Below are 20,028 nucleotides of genomic sequence, written 5' to 3'. Positions count from 1 at the left end.
ATGAGCGATCAGCCCCAGCCCCTGCGGGCCATTGCAGCGAGTGTGCTGCTGGCGGTGGAAAACGGTCAGTCTCTTTCCCAATGCCTGCCGCCAGCCCTGGCGCGTCTTCCGATGAGCGAACGGCCCGCCCTGCAAGCGCTGTGCTATGGCAGTTGCCGCTGGTTTCACCGGCTCGACGACGAGCTCCAGGGCCGGCTGAAAAAACCACTGCGTTCCTCCGACCGGGTTGTTCACCACCTGATGCTGATCGCCCTGTTCCAGTTGCGTTTCAGCCAGCAGGCCAGCTACGCCGTGCTGAATGAAACCGTGGAGGCCTGCCGGGCCCTGGACAAACCGCACCTGACCGGACTGGTCAATGGCGTACTGCGCGCCGCCGAACGGACCGGGGCACCGGAACCGAGCAACGACGCCAGCCGGGTCAGCCATCCGGCCTGGATGGTAGAAAAGCTTCGCCACAACTGGCCCGAGGACTGGCACGCCATCGCCGACGCCAACAATGCCCAGGCCCCGATGACTTTACGTGTTAATGCGCTCCGGTTCAGCCGGGACGAGTACCTTGCGCTGCTGGCCGAAGCCGGCATCGACGCCGAGGCCACGCGGTTTGCGCCCAACGGCATCCAGCTGCAGCAGCCGGTGCCCGTTGACCGCCTGCCGTGGTTCGCCGATGGCGCGGTCAGTGTCCAGGATGAGGCCGCCCAGCTGTGCACCACGGTACTGGACCTGGCTCCGGGGCAGCGGGTACTCGATGCCTGCGCCGCACCGGGTGGCAAGACCTGCGCCATCCTCGAGGCCTGCAGCGAGCTGGCCGAGGTGGTGGCCATTGATGAATCCGAGGCCCGGCTGCCGCGGGTGCAGGAAAATCTTGACCGCCTGGATCTGGCTGCCACTCTGAAACAGGCCGACGCCGCCGATATCGATCAATGGTGGGATGGCGAGCCATTCGACCGGATTCTGCTGGACGTGCCCTGCAGTGCCAGCGGTGTTATCCGGCGCCACCCGGACATCAAGCTGCTGCGCCGGGAATCGGACATCGTGCCCCTGGCCAGCATTCAGCTTGGGCTGCTTGAGGCTATGTGGTCTATTCTCAAACCCGGTGGTCGCCTGGTGTACGCAACCTGCTCCGTCTTCCCCCAGGAGAACCACCGTATAATCCAGCGCTTCCGCAAACAGCAGGAAGCGGCCCGCCTTATGGAACCCGAGGTTTCGTGGGGACGGGAAATGGGCCCGGGGCGTCAGTTGCTCCCCGATCCGAACAGCCATGACGGCTTTTTCTACGCCGTACTGGAGAAACCCGAAGCATGAAGATCCTGATTCTTGGTGCCGGCCAGGTAGGTGGCACACTGGCGGAAAACCTGGCCAACGAAGCCAACGACATCACCATCATCGACAGCGACGGGGCCCGGCTCCGCGAGCTGCAGGATCGTCTGGACATCCGGACGGTACAGGGTGAGGCCTCGTACCCGACATCACTACGCCGGGCCGGTGCCGAAGACGCCGACATGGTGATTGCGGTCACCAGCAGTGACGAGACCAACATGGTGGCGTGCCAGGTCGCCAAGCTGCTCTATAAGACCCCGACCACCATCTGCCGGGTGCGCGCCAGTGCCTATCTGGCCAAGTCGGACCTGTTCTACCAGAAGGATCGCACCAAAGACCTGGACAGCCTGCGCGGCTTTCCCATCGATGTCCTGATCAGCCCGGAGCACCTGGTTACCAAGCACATTACCCGGCTGATCGAGAACCCGGGCGCACTCCAGGTGCTTGAATTTTCCAAGGGCCTGACCCGGCTGGTCGCCATCCGGGCCATGGAGGGCGGACCACTGGTCGGCCATGAGCTGTCGTACCTGCGCACCCACATGCCGCGCATCGATACCCGGGTAGCCGCGATCTTCCGGAAGGACCGGGCAATCATGCCCCAGGGCGACACGGTGATCGAGGACGGTGACGAGGTCTTCTTCATCGCCGCCTCCGACCACATCCGGTCGGTGATGAGTGAGCTCCAGCCCCTGGTCAAGAACTACAAGCGTATTTTCATCTGTGGCGGCGGCAACATCGGCCAGCGCCTGGCGCATACCCTGGAGAACCGTTACCAGGTCAAACTGCTGGAGCGGAACCACGAGCGCTGCGTGATGCTGTCGGAAAACCTGCGCAAGACCGTGGTGTTGGAGGGCAACGCCGCCAACAAGGACATCCTGCTGGAAGAGAACATTGAGAACACCGACGTGTTCTGTGCGGTCACCAACGATGACGAAGCCAACATCATGGCCTCACTGCTGGCCAAGCGACTGGGTGCACGGAAGGTACTGACCCTGATCAACAACCCGGATTATGTCGACCTGATCCAGGGCGGCGACATCGACGTTGCGATCTCGCCCCAGCAAACCACCATCGGCAGCCTGCTGACCCACGTTCGCCGCGGCGACGTAGTGAATGTCCACTCCCTGCGCCGGGGCGCGGCGGAAGCCATCGAGGCCATTGCCCATGGCGATCACCGCTCCTCCAAGGTAGTCGGCAAGCGGCTGGATGAGATCAATCTGCCCGAGGGCACCACCATCGGTGCCATTGTGCGCCGCAGTGAGGTCCTGATCGCCCACGATCACCTCCGGGTTCAGCCAGATGACCACGTGATCCTGTTCCTGGTGGATAAAACCCGGATCCGTGAGGTGGAGAAACTGTTCCAGGTGGGACTGACTTTCTTCTAGTTCAAAATCAAGGCAGTGAACTGCACTTAGAAATACCGCTTTGGCAGGCGTATAATGCGCTTTTTTTCAGAGTGCCCCGGGCCAATTCGGGGCGCCACATTCAGATCGATCAGTAGGCAAACGTCGTGACAGACAAGGCAACCAAGCAAACTACTCCGGACATCAAGACCTTCCAGGGCTTGATTCTGGCTCTGCAGAATTTCTGGGCGCAGCACGGCTGTGTGGTCCTCCAGCCACTGGATATGGAAGTGGGTGCCGGTACCTTCCACCCGGCGACGTTCCTGCGGGCCATTGGGCCGGAAACCTGGAACGCCGCGTATGTCCAGCCGAGCCGTCGGCCGACCGATGGCCGTTACGGTGAGAACCCGAACCGCCTGCAGCATTATTATCAGTTCCAGGTGGTCCTGAAGCCATCGCCGGACAACATTCAGGAACTGTATCTGGATTCCCTGAAGGCCCTGGGCCTGGATCCGCTGGTACACGACATCCGGTTTGTGGAAGACAACTGGGAATCGCCCACCCTGGGTGCCTGGGGCCTGGGCTGGGAAATCTGGCTGAACGGCATGGAGGTGACTCAGTTCACCTACTTCCAGCAGGTTGGCGGTATTGAATGCTTCCCGGTCACCGGCGAGCTGACCTACGGCCTTGAGCGTATCGCCATGTACCTGCAGGGCGTGGACAGCGTCTACGATCTGGTCTGGACCGAAGGTCCGGATGGCGTTGTTACCTACGGCGACGTGTTCCACCAGCAGGAAGTGGAAATGTCGACCTACAACTTCGAGCACGCCGACACCGAGTTCCTGTTCCACAGCTTCGACGTGCACGAGCGCGAAAGTGCCCGCCTGATCGAAGCCGGCCTGGCGCTGCCGGCCTACGAGCAGGTGCTCAAGGCTTCCCACACTTTCAACCTGCTCGACGCCCGGCACGCCATCTCGGTGACCGAGCGCCAGCGTTTCATCCTGCGAGTTCGCACCCTGGCACGTTCTGTCGCACAGGCTTACTTCGACAGTCGCCGTAAACTTCGTTTCCCGCTGGCCCCCGAGGCTCTGCGCGAAGAAGTACTGGCCGCGGCCAACGCCGCCGATGACAAGGCCAAAGGCAAGAAAGGCAAAAAAGCGAAGAAGGCTCAGCAGGAACAGGGGAACGCGTAATCATGGCAACACAGGATTTTCTGGTCGAACTGGGCACCGAAGAGCTGCCCCCGAAAGCACTTAAACCGCTGTCCGATGCCTTTACCCAGGGCATTGCCAAGGGTCTGGAAGACGCCGGCATTGATTTTGGCAAGGTCGAGGCCTTTGCCGCGCCCCGCCGCCTGGCGGTTCGCATCCGTAACCTGGCCGATGCCCAGCCGGACAAGCCGGTTGAAAAACGCGGCCCCGCGGTCAAGGCCGCCTTTGACGACGCTGGCAACCCGACCCGGGCGCTGACCGGCTTTGCCACCTCCCTGGGGGTCACCCCGGACCAGCTGGACACCCTGGAAACCGACAAAGGTGCCTGGGTGGTCTACCGTACCGTGGAGCAGGGCAAGCCCACAGTGGACTTGCTGCCAGAACTCGTCGACCAGTCATTGGCGGCGCTGCCTATTCCCAAGCGCATGCGCTGGGGCGCGCACCGGACCGAGTTTGTCCGTCCGGTCCACTGGGTGATCATGCTGTTCGGCAACAAGGTCATCGACACCCCGATTATGGGCCTGAAGCCCGGCAACAAAACCCAGGGCCATCGCTTCCACTGCCCGAAGACACTGATTGTGCCCACCCCCAGCGACTACGAGGTGGTGCTCAAGCAGGAAGGCTACGTACTCGCCGATTTCGCCGAGCGCCGGTCCAAGATCCGTGCCGGTGTCGCCGAGCTGGCCGAATCCGAGGCAGGCGGCAAGGCGGTAATCGATGAGGAGCTGCTGGATGAAGTCACCGCCCTGAACGAGTGGCCGGTGCCATTGATGGGCCGGTTCGAGGACCGCTTCCTTAAGGTTCCGGCGGAAGCCCTGATTTCCTCCATGAAAGAGCACCAGAAGTACTTCCACGTGGTCGGTGCGGATGGCGCCATGCTGCCGCTGTTCATTACCGTGGCCAACATCGAAAGCAAGGATCCGGCCCAGGTGATTTCCGGTAACGAGAAGGTGATTCGTCCGCGTCTGTCGGATGCCGCCTTCTTCTACGAAACCGACCGCAAGAGCCGCCTGGAAGATCGTATCGATCGGCTCAAACCGATCGTGTTCCAGGAAAAACTGGGCAGCATTTACGACAAGTCGGTTCGGGTCGCGGCCCTGGCCAGCAAGATTGCCGAGGCTATCGACAGCGATCCGACTCTGGCCGAGCGCGCTGCCATGCTCGCCAAGACTGATCTGGTCACCGAGATGGTGCTTGAGTTCACCGATCTGCAAGGCATCATGGGCCAGTACTACGCCACCAACGATGGCGAGGCCGACGATGTCGCCAAGGCTCTGAACGAGCAGTATATGCCCCGGTTTGCCGGCGATGACCTGCCCACCACCGCCACCGGTTGTGCCGTAGCCATCGCCGATCGTCTGGACTCCCTGGTGGGCCTGTTCGGCATCAACCAGCCGCCCTCCGGTACCCGCGACCCGTTCGCCCTGCGCCGTGCTTCCTTGGGCGTACTGCGCATCATCATTGAGCGGGAACTGCCGCTGGATCTGCAGACCTGCTGCGAGTGGGCCGCTGAGAACTTCACTGTGCTGACCGAGCAGGACACGGCTTCCACCGTGGTGGATTACATGCTTGAGCGCTTCCGGGCCCATTACGACGAGCTGGGCATTGGCGCCGAGGTGTACCTGGCGGTGCACGCCCGTCGTCCGACCCGGCCCCTGGACTTTGACCGTCGGGTCAAGGCGGTAGAAGCCTTCCGCCAGCTGCCAGAAGCCCAGGCCCTGGCCAGCGCCAACAAGCGGGTGTCCAACATCCTGACCAAACAGGGTGGCGACCAGATTGGTGAGACTGTCGACACCAGCCTGCTGCAGGATTCCGCCGAGCAGAAGCTGGCCGATCAGGTCGAGCAACAGGCCGGTAAGGTCGTGCCGCTGTTCGAGCAGGGCGATTACGCCAGTGCCTTGCGCTCCCTGGCCAGCCTGCGCGAGCCGGTGGACAGCTTTTTCGATGAAGTGATGGTGATGGCCGAAGACGACGCCACCCGGAACAACCGTCTGGCACTGCTGAACCGCCTGCGTAACCTGTTCCTGCGCGTGGCAGACATTTCCCTGCTGCCCACGGCCGGGTAACGGACGAAGACCCAGGGGCGAAGAACCAAGATGCTGATCATCCTCGACCGGGACGGGGTCATCAACGAGTACGATGGCAACTACATCTGCTGCGCTGACGACTGGCACCCCATTCCCGGCAGCATCGAAGCGGTGGCCCGGCTCTGCAACGCCGGCCACCGTATCGCCATTGCCACCAACCAGTCCGGCATCGCCCGGGGCTATTACCGCCTCGAGGAACTGGATGCCATGCACGGAAAACTGGAAAGCCTGGTGGAGGCCGCCGGTGGCTGCATCGATATCATCGCCTACTGTCCCCACCATCCTGACGATCATTGCTACTGTCGCAAGCCGTTAACCGGCCTGCTGGAGCAGATCCAGGGTCATTACCACCTGGACTCGCTGGACGGGGCCATCATGGTGGGGGACAGCCGCAAGGATCTGGAAGCGGGCGTTGCTGGGCACTGCCATCCGGTACTGGTACGGACCGGCAATGGTCGGGACACCGAGCGCCATTTAGACGCCCGACCAATCCCCCGAGCCGAGGTGGCGGTATACGACACTCTCAGCAAGTTTACGGATGCGCTTTTGTCCTCGGAGGGCTGGTAAAACCAAAGTGATTCCGTATAATACCGGCCGTTGTTCGGCGTGTGGCGCAGCTTGGTAGCGCACTTCGTTCGGGACGAAGGGGTCGCAGGTTCGAATCCTGCCACGCCGACCACTTTCCCGCTTTTCCCGTATTTTCGATTCTGTTGTTCTCCTTTCTGCAGTTGTTTTACCCCGTTTGACCATTTTTCCTTTTGCCCCCGGCCGCTGTGCTTTCGACACACTGAAGTTGCCCCTGAAAACCCTGATCTTCGTCTGTGTAATGCCCCGTGAAATAATGCTATAACGTCCAAAATACTCAACGACGAAAGGCACGAAACGGCGATTGCCGGCTTTTCCAGATCTGCCTGCTCGTAGGCAATTGGGTGAATACCAGTAGGTCAGGTGAGGGAACACATGTATCTATCGGCAGAAACCAGACTCAAGGCCATTCTCGAAGGCACCGGGGCCGGCACCTGGGAATTCAACCTCGATACCGAAGAAGTCATCTTCAACGATCGCTGGGCTGACATGCTCGGCTACACCCTTGAAGAACTGACCCCCATCTCTTTTCAGACCTGGTCACAGCTCTGCCACCCAGACGACGTGGAAGCCGCCTTCCGGGCACTGGATAGCTACCTGAATGGCAACAGTCCGCAGTACGAATGCGTTTTGCGCATGCAGCACAAGGACGGTAATTGGCGTTATATCCACACCCGGGGCACCGTTTTTGCCTCCCGGCAAGCTACGGAAGCCCGCTGGCTGATGGGCACACACCTGGACGTCACGGAAGAAAAGCGCAGGCAGCATCAGTTGCAGCAGTTGGCAGAATCCCTACCAGGGGTCATCTACACCTTTGTCATGGATTCCCAAGGTCAGTACCAGTTCCCGTTCGTGAGCCGGAAAGCTGAGGAGTTTTATGGCGTATCCGCTGACGCAGCCATGGCCAATCCCCAGCTGCTGTTCGATTGCGTCCACCCGGATGACCTGCCCCGGGTGAACCAATCCATCCTCACGTCGGCCGACACTCTGGAACAATGGAGCTGCGACTATCGCATCGTCCGGGATTGCTGCATCCAATGGGTACGTGGCACCTCCCAACCGGAACGTGATCCTGATGGCAGCGTTACCTGGCACGGCATCATCACCAACATTGATGACCAGAAACGCCTGGAACAGAAGCTTGAACGCCTGTCGATCACCGACGAACTTACTGGCCTGTACAACCTCCGCTACCTGCTGATGAAACTGGATGAGTGCGCCGCCGAGACCGAACGCTATGGTGCCACCTTCTCAGTCGCGTCACTGGATATCGACTACTTCAAAACGGTTAATGATCGTTGGGGCCATCCCACCGGCGACCGGGTCTTGCAGGGCATTGCCGAACTGCTCCGCCAGCGGACACGGCGCGCCGATATTGTCGCCCGCACCGGAGGTGAAGAGTTCATTGTGCTGATGCCACAGACCAATCTGAACGACGCCCGCCACATGATGGAATCCTTGCGCAGCGATCTGGCAGAGAAGATCTTCACCAGTGACAACGGTGACGCCTTCAGTGTCACTCTCAGCGCCGGTGTCGCCGGCTGGTCCGAGCACAGCGGCTCTGTCAGCCATTTGCTATCGGCGTGCGATCAGTCCCTGTATGCTGCCAAACACGCCGGCCGGAATCGTGTCCTGATCGACAGCCGGTAAACGGAACAGCCACGTCTCTTACGCGCTGGCACGAGGCCCGATTAGCATGACGGCCAGGTTCAGCGCCTGACCCCTTCGTTTGGAGCACAGACTATGATCGGTTACGTCACCATTGGTGTCAGCGACCTCAACAAGGCCAAGGATTTTTACACCAAACTGCTGGCAGACATGGACGCGAAAGTCCTGCTGGATATAGGGCGCCTGGCCTTCATTGGCAAAAACATGGGCACACCCATGCTTGCGGTGTGTGAGCCGTTCAACAAGGAACCCAACCACCCAGGCAATGGCAACATGGTTGCGCTGCAGCCTGGCTCGAAAGAGGCCGTCGATGCCCATTACCGCAAGGCCCTGGAGCTGGGCGCCACCTGCGATGGCGAACCCGGCCAGAGAATTCCGAACCAGTTCTACGGTGCCTACGTGAAAGACCCGGATGGCAACAAGCTCGCGTTTTTCCACTTCGGTTAATAAAAAAGGCCCTCACTTGAGGGCCTTTTTTCATGATGACGTCTGTAATCAGGCGGCAGTGGCTGCCACTTCCGCCTTGCCACCCTTGAGCAGCGCATAGCCCAGACCAATCACCAGCGATCCGATGGTAATGGCGATCAGGTAGGGCAAAACCACGCTGACGGCATTGGGAATCGCCAGCACGAACAGGCCACCGTGGGGCGCCATCAATTTTACGGTGAACAGCATCGACAGGGCGCCAGTGATTGCCCCGCCCAACATGCAGACCGGAATTACCCGCAACGGGTCCTTGGCCATGAACGGAATTGCGCCTTCCGAGATGAAACACAGCCCCAGTACAAAAGACGCGCGGCCAGCCTGGCGCTCGGCCTCGGCGAACTTGCGACGGGCCACAAACGACGCCACGCCCATGCCAATGGCCGGCACCATTCCGGCTGCCATGATTGCTGCCATCGGCGCGGAACCGCCACTGCCTTCCGACAGCAACCCAACGCCAAAGGTGTAGGCCGCCTTGTTCACCGGACCACCCAGATCGAAACACATCATCGCACCCAGGATTCCGCCCAGCAGAATGGCGTTGGTGGTGCCCATGCTCTCCAGGAAGCCGGTGAGTGCATCCATGATCGCCGCCATCGGCTCGCCCAGTACGTAAATCATGCCCAGCCCGGTCACCAGGCTAGCCACCAGGGGAATAATCAGGATCGGCTTCAGCGATTCGACACTCTCCGGCAGCGGCAGTCTTCGACTGATAAAGCGGGCCACATAGCCGGCCAGGAAGCCGGCGACGATACCGCCAAGAAACCCGGCGCCCAGTTCGCCGGCCAGATAACCGCCAATCATGCCCGGGGCCAGGCCCGGACGGTCGGCAATGGACCAGGCAATGTAACCGGCCAGCAGCGGAATCATCAGCTTGAAGGCCGTGCCGCCGCCAATCTGCATCAAAGCCGCCGGGAGGGTGCCCTGTTCCTGAAAGGCCTCGATCCCGAACACAAACGACAGCGCAATCAGCAAACCACCGGCCACCACCATCGGCAACATGAACGACACCCCGGTGAGCAGGTGCTTGTATGGGCCACGGGACTCGCCACCCGCTGATGAGCTAGCCTGAGGCGTGCCGGTGTCCAGCACCTGGGCCTCGGCCAGGGCCGCCTGTACCGTATCGGCCGGTTTTTTCAGCGCCGCACCGGTGGAAGTCCGCCACACTCGCTTACCAGCGAAGCGCTCTGGATTCACTTCGATATCGCAGGCCAGGATGACCACATCCGCAGCGGCAATTTCAGCCTCGGTCAGTGGATCCTGGGCACCCACCGAGCCCTGGGTTTCAACCCGGATTCGGTGCCCGGCCGCCTCAGCCGCCGCGGTCAGGGCTTCTGCCGCCATGAAGGTATGCGCGACACCGGTCGGGCAGGCGGTCACAGCGACAATCTGTCGGGCGGCAGCATTGGCCGACACGACTGGCGCGTCGGCAACCTCTTGCGTCTCGCTGGGCGCCCAGGGCCGGGCCTGCTGCACGGCGGTCTCCAGAACCGCCGCTGGCGCCGCCAGTGCCTCGGTCACGGGCAATTGGTACACGGCCTTGCCGGTGTACGCATCAAGCGCGACGGGGGTACCCAGGGCCGCGATCACCAGGTCGGCGGCGGCAATGTCGGCCTCGCCAATGGCTGTCGGCTGCTGGCCGTCCCGGCCACGCATGTCCGTGGTCACCTTCCAACCCCTCTCCAGAGCAACCCGTTCAAGCGCCCGGGCGGCGAGAAAACTGGTAGCAATACCCTGGGGACAGGAACTTACAATAATCAGGTTCATAACGGCACCTCCCCATTGTTGTTATCCCCAGGCCAGGGGGTAACCCGGGTTTGTTCGACAAGTGAATGAAAATCCGACGCGGCCGGATTGCCGACCCCGGCATGGCGCACGCATTCGGCAGACAGCGCCGTGGCAAACCGCAACTGGGCCACCGCAGGTTCTGGTTGTTCAGTCTTCAGCAAGCCGTGCAACAGGCCAGCCAGCAGGGTATCGCCGGCACAGACGGTACTGCGCGCCGTCACCGGCGGGGGCTCGGACTGGTGGCTGCCATCGGGACCGAACCAAAGCACACCGTCGGCGCCCAGGGACACCACGACATGAGCCAGGCCCTGGGCCTGCAACGCGGTGGCTACGTCAGCTACCTGTTGACGGGACACCAGCGGGCGCCCGGCCCAGGTCGACAGTTCCTCGATATTCGGCTTGATGCCGAATGGAGTCGCCTGCAAACCGCAGGTGAGGGCGTCACCGCTGGTATCCAGCCACACCGGTTTATCCACAGCCCGGACCATGGCCACCAGATCGGCGACCGCCGCCGGGGGCAGACTCGCCGGCAGACTGCCACCGATCACGATGGCGTCATGCTCGGCTAGCAATGGTGTGAGTTGTTCCAGCAGACGACTCAGGGCATCGCTGGAAGTCTCGAAACCAGCGCTGTTGATGTCGGTGACCCGGCCGTCCTGTTCTGCCAGCTTGATGTTGACCCGGTTTTGCCCGGGAACCCGCACAAACCGGTCGGTTAGGCCTTCATCAGCAAACAGTCGCTCGAACGGCGCCGCATTAGCCTCACCCAGCAGTCCGGACACGGTCACCCGGTGGCCAAGGCCAGCAAGCACCCGGGCCACGTTGATACCCTTACCCGCCGGCTCCAGCCGGGTAGCTGTGGTGCGATTGACCTGGCCGGGCGCAAGGGCATCCAGCTCGGCATTGAGATCCAGTGCCGGGTTCAGGGTAATGGTCAGGATGCTCGCCATCAGAACGACTCCAGGGCATCGCGTACCTCAACCGCCGTGGCCTTGGACAAGGCCAGCTCGGCCCGCTCCCGGGCCGCATCCAGGGTGAAATCACGGATACAGGCCTTGACCAGGGGTACCCGCCGGCTGGTGACAGACAGTTCGTCCACCTCCAGACCAACGAGCACCGGAATCGCCTGGGGATCGGAGGCCAACTCGCCACAGACCCCAACCCAGCGGCCATGGGCGTGAGCCGCTTGCACGGTCATCTGAATCAGCCGCAGCACGGCCGGATGCAGGGCATCGGAATCGGCCGAGAGCTGGCCATGGCCACGATCAATGGCCAGGGTGTACTGGGTCAGGTCATTGGTGCCGATGGAGAAAAAGTCCACTTCCGGGGCCAGGGTCGGCGCCAGCAGGGCACAGGAGGGTACTTCGATCATCACGCCAATCTGCACGTCGGCGCTGGTGACCTCGGCCTGCACCCGCTGCACGATCTGCTTGGCGGCGCGGAACTCTTCCAGATCCTTGACCATCGGAAACATAATCCGCAGGGGCCGGTCGCCGGCGGCGGTCAGCAGGGCGCGGACCTGGGTTTCCAGGATCTCGGGCCGGGTCAGGGACAACCGGATGCCACGCATGCCCAGGAAGGGATTGTCTTCCTGGGGCAACGGCCAGTAATCCAGCGGCTTGTCGCCACCGACATCCAGCGTCCGGGCCACCAGCGGCAGACCGTTGAGCGCGTCGAAGGCGTGGCGATATTCAGCAACCTGGGTCTCCAGGTCCGGCGCTTCCGGATGGGCCATGAACACGAATTCGGTACGCAGTAATCCAATGCCCTCGGCACCGCGCGACACCGCATCGGGTGCGTGCGCGGTATTGCCCAGATTGGCGCAGACTTCCACCCGGTGACCGTCGCGTGTGATGGCCGGCTGGTGTCGGTTGTCGTGCGCTTCAGCCTGCAGGGCTGCCAACTGCTCAAGCCGACGGGCAACCTGGGCGCGGCGCTCATCGCCCGGGTTCGGCACCAGCGAGCCACGCTCACCGTCGACCACCAGCTCGGCACCATCAATCAGCTTCAACACCGCTTCACCAGCACCCACTACCGCGGGCAGTCCCAGCGCCCGGGCCAGAATGGCGCTGTGGGAGGTAGCGCCACCGCGGGCGGTCACCAGCGCCCGCACTCGAGTGGTATCCAGCCGGGCAACATCGGACGGCCCCAGGTCATCGGCCACCAACACATACGGGTGCTCTGGCGGCTTTGGCATCTCCACGCCACAGAGGTTGGCCAGTACACGCCGACCGACGTCGCGCAGGTCCGCGGCACGCTCAGCCAGCAGCCGATCCGCCAGCGCCTCCTGGCCCTTGGCGGCAGTATCGATAGCCTGCCACCAGCCAGCTTCGGCAGACGCACCTTCGTTGATCGCTTCCAGGGCGGCCTGGTAGAGATCTTCGTCCTGCAGCATTTCCACATGCACCGACAGGATCGGCGCTGCTTCACCGCCCTCGGCTTGGCGAATCAGGGTGCGCAGCTGACTGTCGGCAGCATCGAAGGCTCGGTTCAGTCGCATGATCTCGGTTTCGCTGTCGGCCGCAGTGTCCGGGTAGGTCAGTGTTGGCTGGCGCAGTACAAAAATCGGCGCCAACGCCAGACCCGGCGATGCCGCTACCGCTTTCAGCGGCTGGTCGTCCGGCAAAGGCTCCGGTTCGATCTGATTCTGGTTTTGGGCCACCGCTGATGATTCGGCACGCAACGGCGATACCGCCTCACCCAGGCCGTCAGTGATGGCGTTGGTGAGGGCGGTCACCGCCGCCTGGGCATCTTCGCCGGTGGCGGACAGGATCAGGGTCTGGCCCCGGCGCGCACCCAGGCCAATGATCCGGGTCAGACTGGTAGCGGAGACGGCACCGCCGTCGCCCTCCCGCAGTCGCACCCGGATACTGGCGTTGTGTCGACGCGCCTCCTGCACCAGCTGCTTGGCCGGGCGGGCGTGCAGGCCGTGACTGTTCAGCAGAGTGACACTGGCGGTGACGGCATCGGCCGCTTCACCAGAAAGCCGGGCCAGCAGAGCCTCGGCTCCCAGACCTTCGATCGGCTCACCGGCAGCCAGGAATTGGTCCAGTCGTGCCAGCAGCTCATGACACTCATCGCCCGGTCCGGCCAGGCAAAACACGCCCTGGAGCTCAGGCCCCGGGCGTTTCGGCGTCGCCAGTGACAACGCCGGACGACGGGCGCCCCGGCTGTGATGCACCAGCCACAGGCCCTGGCCCAATGCCACCGGAGGCTGACCGATAATTTCGGCGAGAAAGTCTGTGTCGACACAGTGCAGACTCTGCAGGCGGGCGGCGGCAATCAGCGCCAGTTCGGTAGCGGTGGTGGCTTCAAGCCCCAGGCACAGGCTGTCCCGGTCGCATTTCGCCAGCACCGGCGGCTTGCTCAACAAGGCCACCAGCTCTGCCGCATCGCCGGTACGCGCCAGCTTGTCAGCCAGCCCCGGAGTATCCAATACCCGGGTCAGGTGGCGGAGAATATCCAGGTGCTCGTCGGACTGGGCGGCAATCGCCACCAGCACATAAACCCGGGCACCGTCGTGCCAGGTCACGCCTTCGGGAAACTGCAGCAGGCGGATGCCGGTATTTTGCACCGCAGTGCGGCTGTCCGGAGTGCCGTGGGGAATAGCAATGCCGTTGCCCAGTACCGTGGACGACTGCTGTTCCCGGGCCATCATACCGTTCAGGTAATCGGAGGAGGTGCGACCAGCGGCTTCCAGGTCCCGGCCAGCCTGCGTCAGGGCGTCCTGCCAGTCGACGGCGGTAGCGCCGAGTCGAACATCGTTGGCGGTCAGCGTCAGCATCGAAGTTGCCTCGCTTTGTTGTTGTGGTGAGCGTATGTTTGGGGTTGCTGAATCGTGTCAGCAGACATAGAATCGATGATGTATCAGATATGATCAGAAATCAAGCAACCGCGTAACAGGGAACCACCATGACACTCGCCGAACTCGCCCGACTTGCCGGTGTATCCAGAACCACCGCCAGTTATGTCATGAATGGTCAGGGCGTGGCCCGGCGCATCAAGCCCGACACCATCGACAAGGTTCTGGCGATCGCCCGGGAGCACCGGTTTCAGGTCGACACCCAGGCGGCGGCCCTGCGCGGCGGTGCCAGCAAAACCCTGGGCTTTATCCTGCCGGACCTGGAGAACACCAGTTACGCCCGGCTGGCCAAGCTGCTGGAACAGGGCGCCCGTGCCCGCGGCTACCAGTTGCTGATTGCCGGCTCCGACGACAACCCCGAGACCGAAAAAGCCCTGGCTCAGGCCCTGAAAGCACGGCGTTGTGACGCCCTGATCGTGGCCAGCGCGCTGCCGGAACACGACCCTTTCTACCCCGACTTACAGGCCGATGGCCTGCCGGTTATCGCGGTGGACCGGGCGCAGTCGCCGGAACTGATTCGCTGCGTGGTCAGTGATAACCAGAGCGCCGCCAACAGTCTGACCCGCTCGGTGCTGACTGAAGGCACCGGCACCGTAGCCTGGTTTGACGCGGTACCGGACCTGGCCATGACCCGGGAACGCCGGTCCGGCTTTGAAGCAGCGGCCCGGCAGTTGGGCTGGGCCACCGAGGTACGCAGCGGCGCCCGCTACGACCGGCAGACCGGCGCCGCCCTGATGCGGGACCTGCTCTGCTACCGGGCGCTGCCGGAGGCGCTGGTCACCGCCTCCTACACCTTGTTGCAAGGGGCACTGGATGTCCTTTTGGAACAGCCCGGCGGCCTGACCCCGGCACTGAAACTGGCGACCTTTGGCGACGACCGGCTGCTGGATTTCCTGCCGGTGCCGGTGCACTCGCTGCCCCAGAATCATGAAGCCATTGCCGCTGCCGCCCTTGATCAGGCCCTGGCCGCCATCGCCGGGCCACAAGCACCGGTTCAGCCGGTCACCATCAACCGGACCCTGAAGCACCGTCCGGCCCGGGCTCAACCGGCGTCTCAAACCACCAGCCCGGGAGCAGGGCCCGCACCGGTGGCTTGAGAAAACGGTCGTCGATTAGCCAGATCACGCCCTCGTCTTCGGGCGTGCGGATCACCCGACCGGCGGCCTGGGCCACTTTCTGCAAGCCCGGGATCAGATAGGTGTAGTCGTAGCCGGCGCCGAAACGTCGTTGCAGACGGTCCTTGAGTAATTCATGCCAGGCGTCGAAGGGCGGCAGGCCCAGGGTAGCGACAAACGCCCCGATCAGCTGGTCGCCGGGCAGATCAATGCCTTCGCTGAACACCCCACCGAGCACCGCAAACGCCACGCTCCCGGATTCGTGCTGGAAGCCCTCAAGAAAGTCCCGCCGTTGCTGCGGGCTCATGGCCGGCTGTTGCGAGCGCTGGGGCACCTCCGGGGCCTGCCGGGCCAGCACATCCGCCACCTCGTTCAGATACTTGAAGCTGCTGAAAAACGCCAGATAGTGGCCCGGACGCGCCTGGTACTGGCGGGCAATCAGCTCGGCAATAGGCTGGGCTGAGGCCTGGCGATGGGCCTGACGGGTACTGATCCGGGGCGTAAAGTGAACCTGCAACTGGTCGGCAGTGAAAGGACTGGGCAACGAGGTAAAGCGGCTGTCCTCGGGCAGACCCAGTAGATCCCGGTGATAAATCCCCGGGCTGAGGGTTGCGGAGAACAGCAGCACCGAGCTGGCGGCGGCAAACCGCTCGCGCAGAAAGTCCGCCGGCACCAGGTTCTGAATCGTCAGCCGCGCCCGGCCCCGGCCCTCGCGCCGGAACTCGCACAGGGAATGATCACCGAAGGAATCCGCCAGCTTCATGAATGCCACCGATTCGAACAGCAGCTCCTGCAACGCCAGATCGGGCGGGTTGTCGGCCAGGAAATCGGTCAGCGCCGACACCAGCCCGAGCAGGCTGCCGGTCAGTGCCGACGGCAACTGCGGAAGAAAGACGGCGGCATCACCGGCGGCGCCATGGTCCCGGATTACCCCTTGCCAGGCCCGGGCGGTGCGATCCAGGTGTGGTTTCAGGACTTTCGGGGCGGTTTTCTTCAGCCGCAGAAGACGCTGCTGATCCAGGCGCACCGAGTACATGCCCCGGCCGCGATCCACCAGATTGTGGGCTTCGTCCACCAGCACCGACGCAGTCCACTGGTTCTGCCGGATCAGCCCGTGGAGCAGGGCAGACTGGTCGAACATCCGGTTTACATCGGCCACCACCACATCGCTCCAGCGCGCCATCTCCTGAGCCAGGAAATACGGACACAGCTCGTGTCCGGCCGCAATCTCGGCCAGCCGGTCCCGGGTCAGGGTAGTACCGGCCTGCACTGCCTCGGCGCGGGCATCGGGCAAGCGGTCGAAGAAGCCTTTTGCCAGTGGGCAGGACTCACCGTGGCAGGCTTTATCCGGGTGTTCGCAGGCGTCGTCCTTGGCCACCAACTCCAGCGTCCGTAGCGGCCAATCGGCGGGTTCGGGCTGGGCCGCCCGCAGGCGTTCGATGGCATCCACCGCCAGTTGCCGGGTGGTGTTGCGACAGGTCAGATAGAACAGCCGATCCTGGTTGGCGGCGGGCATGGCCATCAGGGCCGGAAACAGCGTGCCCAGGGTCTTGCCGAGGCCCGTGGGGGCCTCCAGCAGCAGGGTACCGGCGTTCAGGGTGTTGCGGTACACGGTTTCCGCCAGCTGACGCTGTCGGGGCCGAAAGTCGGCAAACGGGAACTGCAGCGCTCGCAGGCGAGCATCCCGACGCTCACGGTGATCCGCCTCCCACTCGGCCCAGGCCCGGTATTTGGTACACAAAGCTTCCAGATCCTGCCACAGCTGCTCGGCGCTGGCCGTTTCTGAAATCGGAGTTTCCTTGTCCCGGCCGGTGTCGTAATACACCAGTACCAACTCCAGTTTTTTAAGCTTTTCCTGCTGGCACAGCAGCGCCCCGTAAGCCCGCAACTGGGCCCGATGCAGGGCTCGCTGGTGCTCCCGGACCCGGGACAGGTCGCCCCGGTGAGTCTTGATTTCCTCCAGCCGGCTCTGGTGTGGATGGTAGCCATCGGCCCGACCCGAAAGCTTTAAGCCCAAGCACTCTCCGGTCAGTAAATACTCACTTTTATAGCCATAACCACGCCGGGACTGGATCGCCTGATGGCCGGCAATGCCCTCCTCGGAACTGGGCGCCGGGGTGTAGCGAAAATCCAGGTCGCCCTCCCGGGCGGCGAATTCACACAGGGTCCTGACCGCAACTTTCACGTCGAGGCTCCGTCGGAGTGCCAGCGCACGTAACAGACACTGGCGGAAATGCCCTGGTCGGCAAAGAAGGCCAGCCAGCGAATCTGGTGGTCCTGTAACCGGTCACCCGGGCCTTTCACCTCGATCATCTGGTAGCGCGGCGCAGACACCGGCGCCTCCGGGTGGAACTGGATCAGGTCCGGAAAGCCACTGCGGTGCTCGCGGATGTTCAGCAACAGGCGCCGGAACAGCTGCTCCAGATCCGCGGCCGGAATACAGGCCAGGGCCAGATCCAGCAAGTCCAGCGTGAGCACCGGCCAAACCACGAACGGATTGGCGATGCCGTACTTGGCGTCGTAGCTGTCGAGAATACGGCGCTGGTAGCTGCCATCCCCCAGTGCGGCAAAACAGCGATCGAACGACGCCTGCCGACGCTCGACAAAATCCTCCCGGGTCAGGTCCGCGGGGCCGACGTGAAACGGATGGAAAAAGGCGCCGGGCAGGGGCTCAAAGATGGTGTCCCAGCACAGCAGGCCGAACAGGCCGGTAATCAGGGTGTTCTCGACATAGAACACCGGTGCCTGGTCCTGCCATAAATGTTGCAGCACCGAGAACTCCACCGAGCCGGTTGTCGGCCTGGGCAAATCCACCGACCACTCCCGCAGCTGGGGAGAGCCGGAACTCAGGGGAGAGGGCTGGGCCAGCTTGGCAGCCAGCCGCTTCAGGATCCGCGCCAGGCCCTGGGCTTCGGCATCACTGAGGGCCTGTTGCTGCCAAGCGATGGCAATGGCCCAGGCTTCGTCAAAGCGTTTCAATCGCTCCAGCAGCCGCAGCTGTTTCAGCCGGGCCTCGCGGTGGCCGCTGGCCGCAAACGCCGCCACCGCCAGTTCGCGCTCACCCTGGCGCTCGGCCTGCCGGCCCAGTTCCAGCAACAGCCGGTTCCGCCGGCTGGTCAGCCAGGGATTGCTCAATTCACCAGGCACCTCCGGCCAGACTTCAGCCGCCGGTACGCCCTCGTCCAGCCATTGCCGGCACTGGTGCATGACCAGGTAACAGTCCACTTCCGCCCGCTGGGCAAAGGCGCGGGAATCCGGTGTGAACGGTACGGGCTCGTAGCGTTGGTGCCCCAGCTCCACCAGCACAAAATCGGACCAGCTCTGGCGCAGGTTGCCGAAGAACATCAGCCGGATGCGATCAAACAATGCCATCTGCTTCAGGCGCACCACCGGTGCTGCCGACTGGCTCAGCCAGTCTGAAATGGGTCGCGGGTCGGGAAAGCGGGGGTGGAGGCTCTCCAACATCCGGGCTTTGGCCAGGGATTTTGGCAAGCCCAGGGCCTCGAGTTCGCCGGCAAACACCAGCCGCAACTCCGGTAACGTGTACAGACGGAACAACTGCTCAAGCTCCAGCAACGGCTCGGCATCCAGCCAGTCGTGGGCGATCAGCGGCTCCAGGGCCACGGATTCGGCCACCGCCAGCTCCGGGTAGTTAAGTTTGTCGGTGCGAAAATGTTCGCCGGTGCGCATCACCAGCCGGGTCAGCAGGGCCCGCGCCGGCATCGACAGGGTCAGGAATCCGGTCAGCCGGCTCTGTTCGGCATCGGTCAACAGATCGGCGTGGTGATCCCGGACCCAGGCCACCACGGTCTCCATGTTTTCCAGGTAATACAGCGGATTTTCAAGATCCGCGGTGCCCGGTTTCCGGTAGCTGTGTCTCGGGCTGGCCATGGTCCGGGTGATACCTCCTGGTGGCTGATTCGGTGGACGGCAGTCGGGGTTGCAGGCTGATGACCCGAGCCCGTGATTCTGACGTATTCACTGATTCATCAACAGGAGAATGCCACGAACGCCCCCATTCTGATCACCGGCGCCGTCTGGCGTAACTGCTTGTTTGTGATTGCTAACAATTGAACGCGATCAAATGCCCAATTTTGCCGGCTTCAGCTGAACCCCGGCGATTTTCCACACACCGTCCACCAGCACCATGCGGTAATAGGCATCCCAACGTTTACCCTCGGGCCCCTGCAGGCGCACCCCCTGGATTTCAAAGGCGCCGTGGGGCACCCGATCGGTAAATTCGATCGCGGTAGCGCTATGGACTGCCGGGTACGCCTGCCGCACCATGTTGATAAACACGTCCGAGCTGCCGAAGCGGCGTTTGATGCCCTCGGAGGCATGGGCCCAGGCCTGCTCCTCATCATCGTTAGCGAAGGCTTCAATCTGCAGCAGGATTGTTTCCCGGATATCGGAATCCTTGTCGGCCGCCAGGGGCCGGGCAGTCAGCACCAGCGCCAGCAGTACCAAGGCGACCAGGAAGATCCGGGCGGTCAGGCTCGCGCGGTTGGGGATGATGGCGAAACTGTCCATCGAGATACCCTCCATTGTTCATATAATAGACAATACGCA

At 62.8% G+C, this 20,028-nt stretch carries 14 protein-coding genes and 1 tRNA gene; 9 read left to right on the top strand and 6 right to left on the bottom strand.

Annotated features, from left to right (window positions below; all coding sequences use genetic code 11):
• From rsmB to QUE89_RS00100, 8 genes are all read left to right on the top strand, one after another.
• On the top strand, window positions 1–1,302 hold the full coding sequence (gene rsmB, locus QUE89_RS00135; protein WP_286221291.1) for a 16S rRNA (cytosine(967)-C(5))-methyltransferase RsmB: 1,302 nt from the start codon (window positions 1–3) through the stop codon (window positions 1,300–1,302).
• Window positions 1,299–2,702, top strand: coding sequence for a Trk system potassium transporter TrkA (trkA, locus tag QUE89_RS00130; protein ID WP_203299158.1), 1,404 nt, complete (start codon window positions 1,299–1,301; stop codon window positions 2,700–2,702). The genes rsmB and trkA overlap by 4 nt, the downstream gene beginning before the upstream one ends.
• Before the next feature lie 125 nt (window positions 2,703–2,827).
• Window positions 2,828–3,853 carry a glycine--tRNA ligase subunit alpha gene (gene glyQ / locus QUE89_RS00125; protein WP_286221290.1) on the top strand — a complete coding sequence of 342 codons (1,026 nt, stop codon included), beginning with the start codon at window positions 2,828–2,830 and terminating at the stop codon, window positions 3,851–3,853.
• Window positions 3,854–3,855: 2 nt separating this feature from the next.
• Entirely contained in the window at window positions 3,856–5,937 is a 2,082-nt protein-coding gene (gene glyS / locus QUE89_RS00120; protein WP_286221289.1) for a glycine--tRNA ligase subunit beta, read from the top strand.
• Between the two features lie 30 nt (window positions 5,938–5,967).
• Window positions 5,968–6,525, top strand: coding sequence for a D-glycero-beta-D-manno-heptose 1,7-bisphosphate 7-phosphatase (gmhB, locus tag QUE89_RS00115; protein ID WP_286221288.1), 558 nt, complete (start codon window positions 5,968–5,970; stop codon window positions 6,523–6,525).
• Between the two features lie 35 nt (window positions 6,526–6,560).
• Window positions 6,561–6,637: transfer RNA gene (locus QUE89_RS00110), tRNA-Pro, on the top strand.
• A gap of 281 nt (window positions 6,638–6,918) precedes the next feature.
• Complete coding sequence (locus QUE89_RS00105) at window positions 6,919–8,193, top strand: GGDEF domain-containing protein (protein ID WP_286221287.1); 1,275 nt, start codon at window positions 6,919–6,921, stop codon at window positions 8,191–8,193.
• A gap of 93 nt (window positions 8,194–8,286) precedes the next feature.
• Window positions 8,287–8,658: a VOC family protein gene (locus tag QUE89_RS00100; RefSeq protein ID WP_286221286.1), complete on the top strand. Its 372-nt coding sequence runs from the start codon at window positions 8,287–8,289 to the stop codon at window positions 8,656–8,658.
• Window positions 8,659–8,706: 48 nt separating this feature from the next.
• On the opposite strand, the gene QUE89_RS00095 is transcribed toward QUE89_RS00100, so the two are convergent.
• Genes QUE89_RS00095 through ptsP form a run of 3 tightly spaced genes read right to left on the bottom strand, consistent with a single transcriptional unit; the run spans window position 8,707 to window position 14,266 of the window.
• Window positions 8,707–10,461 carry a PTS fructose-like transporter subunit IIB gene (locus QUE89_RS00095; protein WP_286221285.1) on the bottom strand — a complete coding sequence of 585 codons (1,755 nt, stop codon included), beginning with the start codon at window positions 10,459–10,461 and terminating at the stop codon, window positions 8,707–8,709.
• Window positions 10,458–11,432, bottom strand: a complete 975-nt coding sequence (pfkB, locus tag QUE89_RS00090; protein WP_286221284.1) for a 1-phosphofructokinase — start codon at window positions 11,430–11,432, stop codon at window positions 10,458–10,460. The genes QUE89_RS00095 and pfkB overlap by 4 nt, the downstream gene beginning before the upstream one ends.
• A complete protein-coding gene (ptsP, locus tag QUE89_RS00085) occupies window positions 11,432–14,266 on the bottom strand; it encodes a phosphoenolpyruvate--protein phosphotransferase (protein ID WP_286221283.1) in 2,835 nt (944 codons plus the stop codon). Before ptsP ends, pfkB begins: the two co-directional genes overlap by 1 nt.
• 128 nt (window positions 14,267–14,394) lie before the next feature.
• Here ptsP and cra point away from each other — a divergent pair, with 128 nt between their 5' ends.
• Window positions 14,395–15,441 (top strand): catabolite repressor/activator, encoded by a 1,047-nt coding sequence (cra, locus tag QUE89_RS00080; RefSeq protein WP_286221282.1) that lies wholly within the window; start codon window positions 14,395–14,397, stop codon window positions 15,439–15,441.
• Here the strand turns inward: cra and QUE89_RS00075 are convergent.
• The 3 genes from QUE89_RS00075 to QUE89_RS00065 all read right to left on the bottom strand — a co-directional run bounded on the left by QUE89_RS00075 (window position 15,353) and on the right by QUE89_RS00065 (window position 19,989).
• A complete protein-coding gene (locus QUE89_RS00075) occupies window positions 15,353–17,644 on the bottom strand; it encodes an ATP-dependent DNA helicase (protein WP_286221281.1) in 2,292 nt (763 codons plus the stop codon). The two genes, cra and QUE89_RS00075, sit on opposite strands and share 89 nt — an antisense overlap.
• Window positions 17,641–19,350: a VRR-NUC domain-containing protein gene (locus tag QUE89_RS00070; protein ID WP_286221280.1), complete on the bottom strand. Its 1,710-nt coding sequence runs from the start codon at window positions 19,348–19,350 to the stop codon at window positions 17,641–17,643. The genes QUE89_RS00075 and QUE89_RS00070 overlap by 4 nt, the downstream gene beginning before the upstream one ends.
• 189 nt (window positions 19,351–19,539) lie before the next feature.
• Window positions 19,540–19,989: a DUF4864 domain-containing protein gene (locus QUE89_RS00065; RefSeq protein WP_286221279.1), complete on the bottom strand. Its 450-nt coding sequence runs from the start codon at window positions 19,987–19,989 to the stop codon at window positions 19,540–19,542.
• Window positions 19,990–20,028 lie beyond the last annotated feature (39 nt).

Source organism: Marinobacter sp. LA51, assembly GCF_030297175.1.
Taxonomy (GTDB): domain Bacteria; phylum Pseudomonadota; class Gammaproteobacteria; order Pseudomonadales; family Oleiphilaceae; genus Marinobacter; species Marinobacter apostichopi.
Note: the sequence above shows the minus strand (reverse complement) of the source record. Positions and strands in the feature narration are given on the sequence as shown.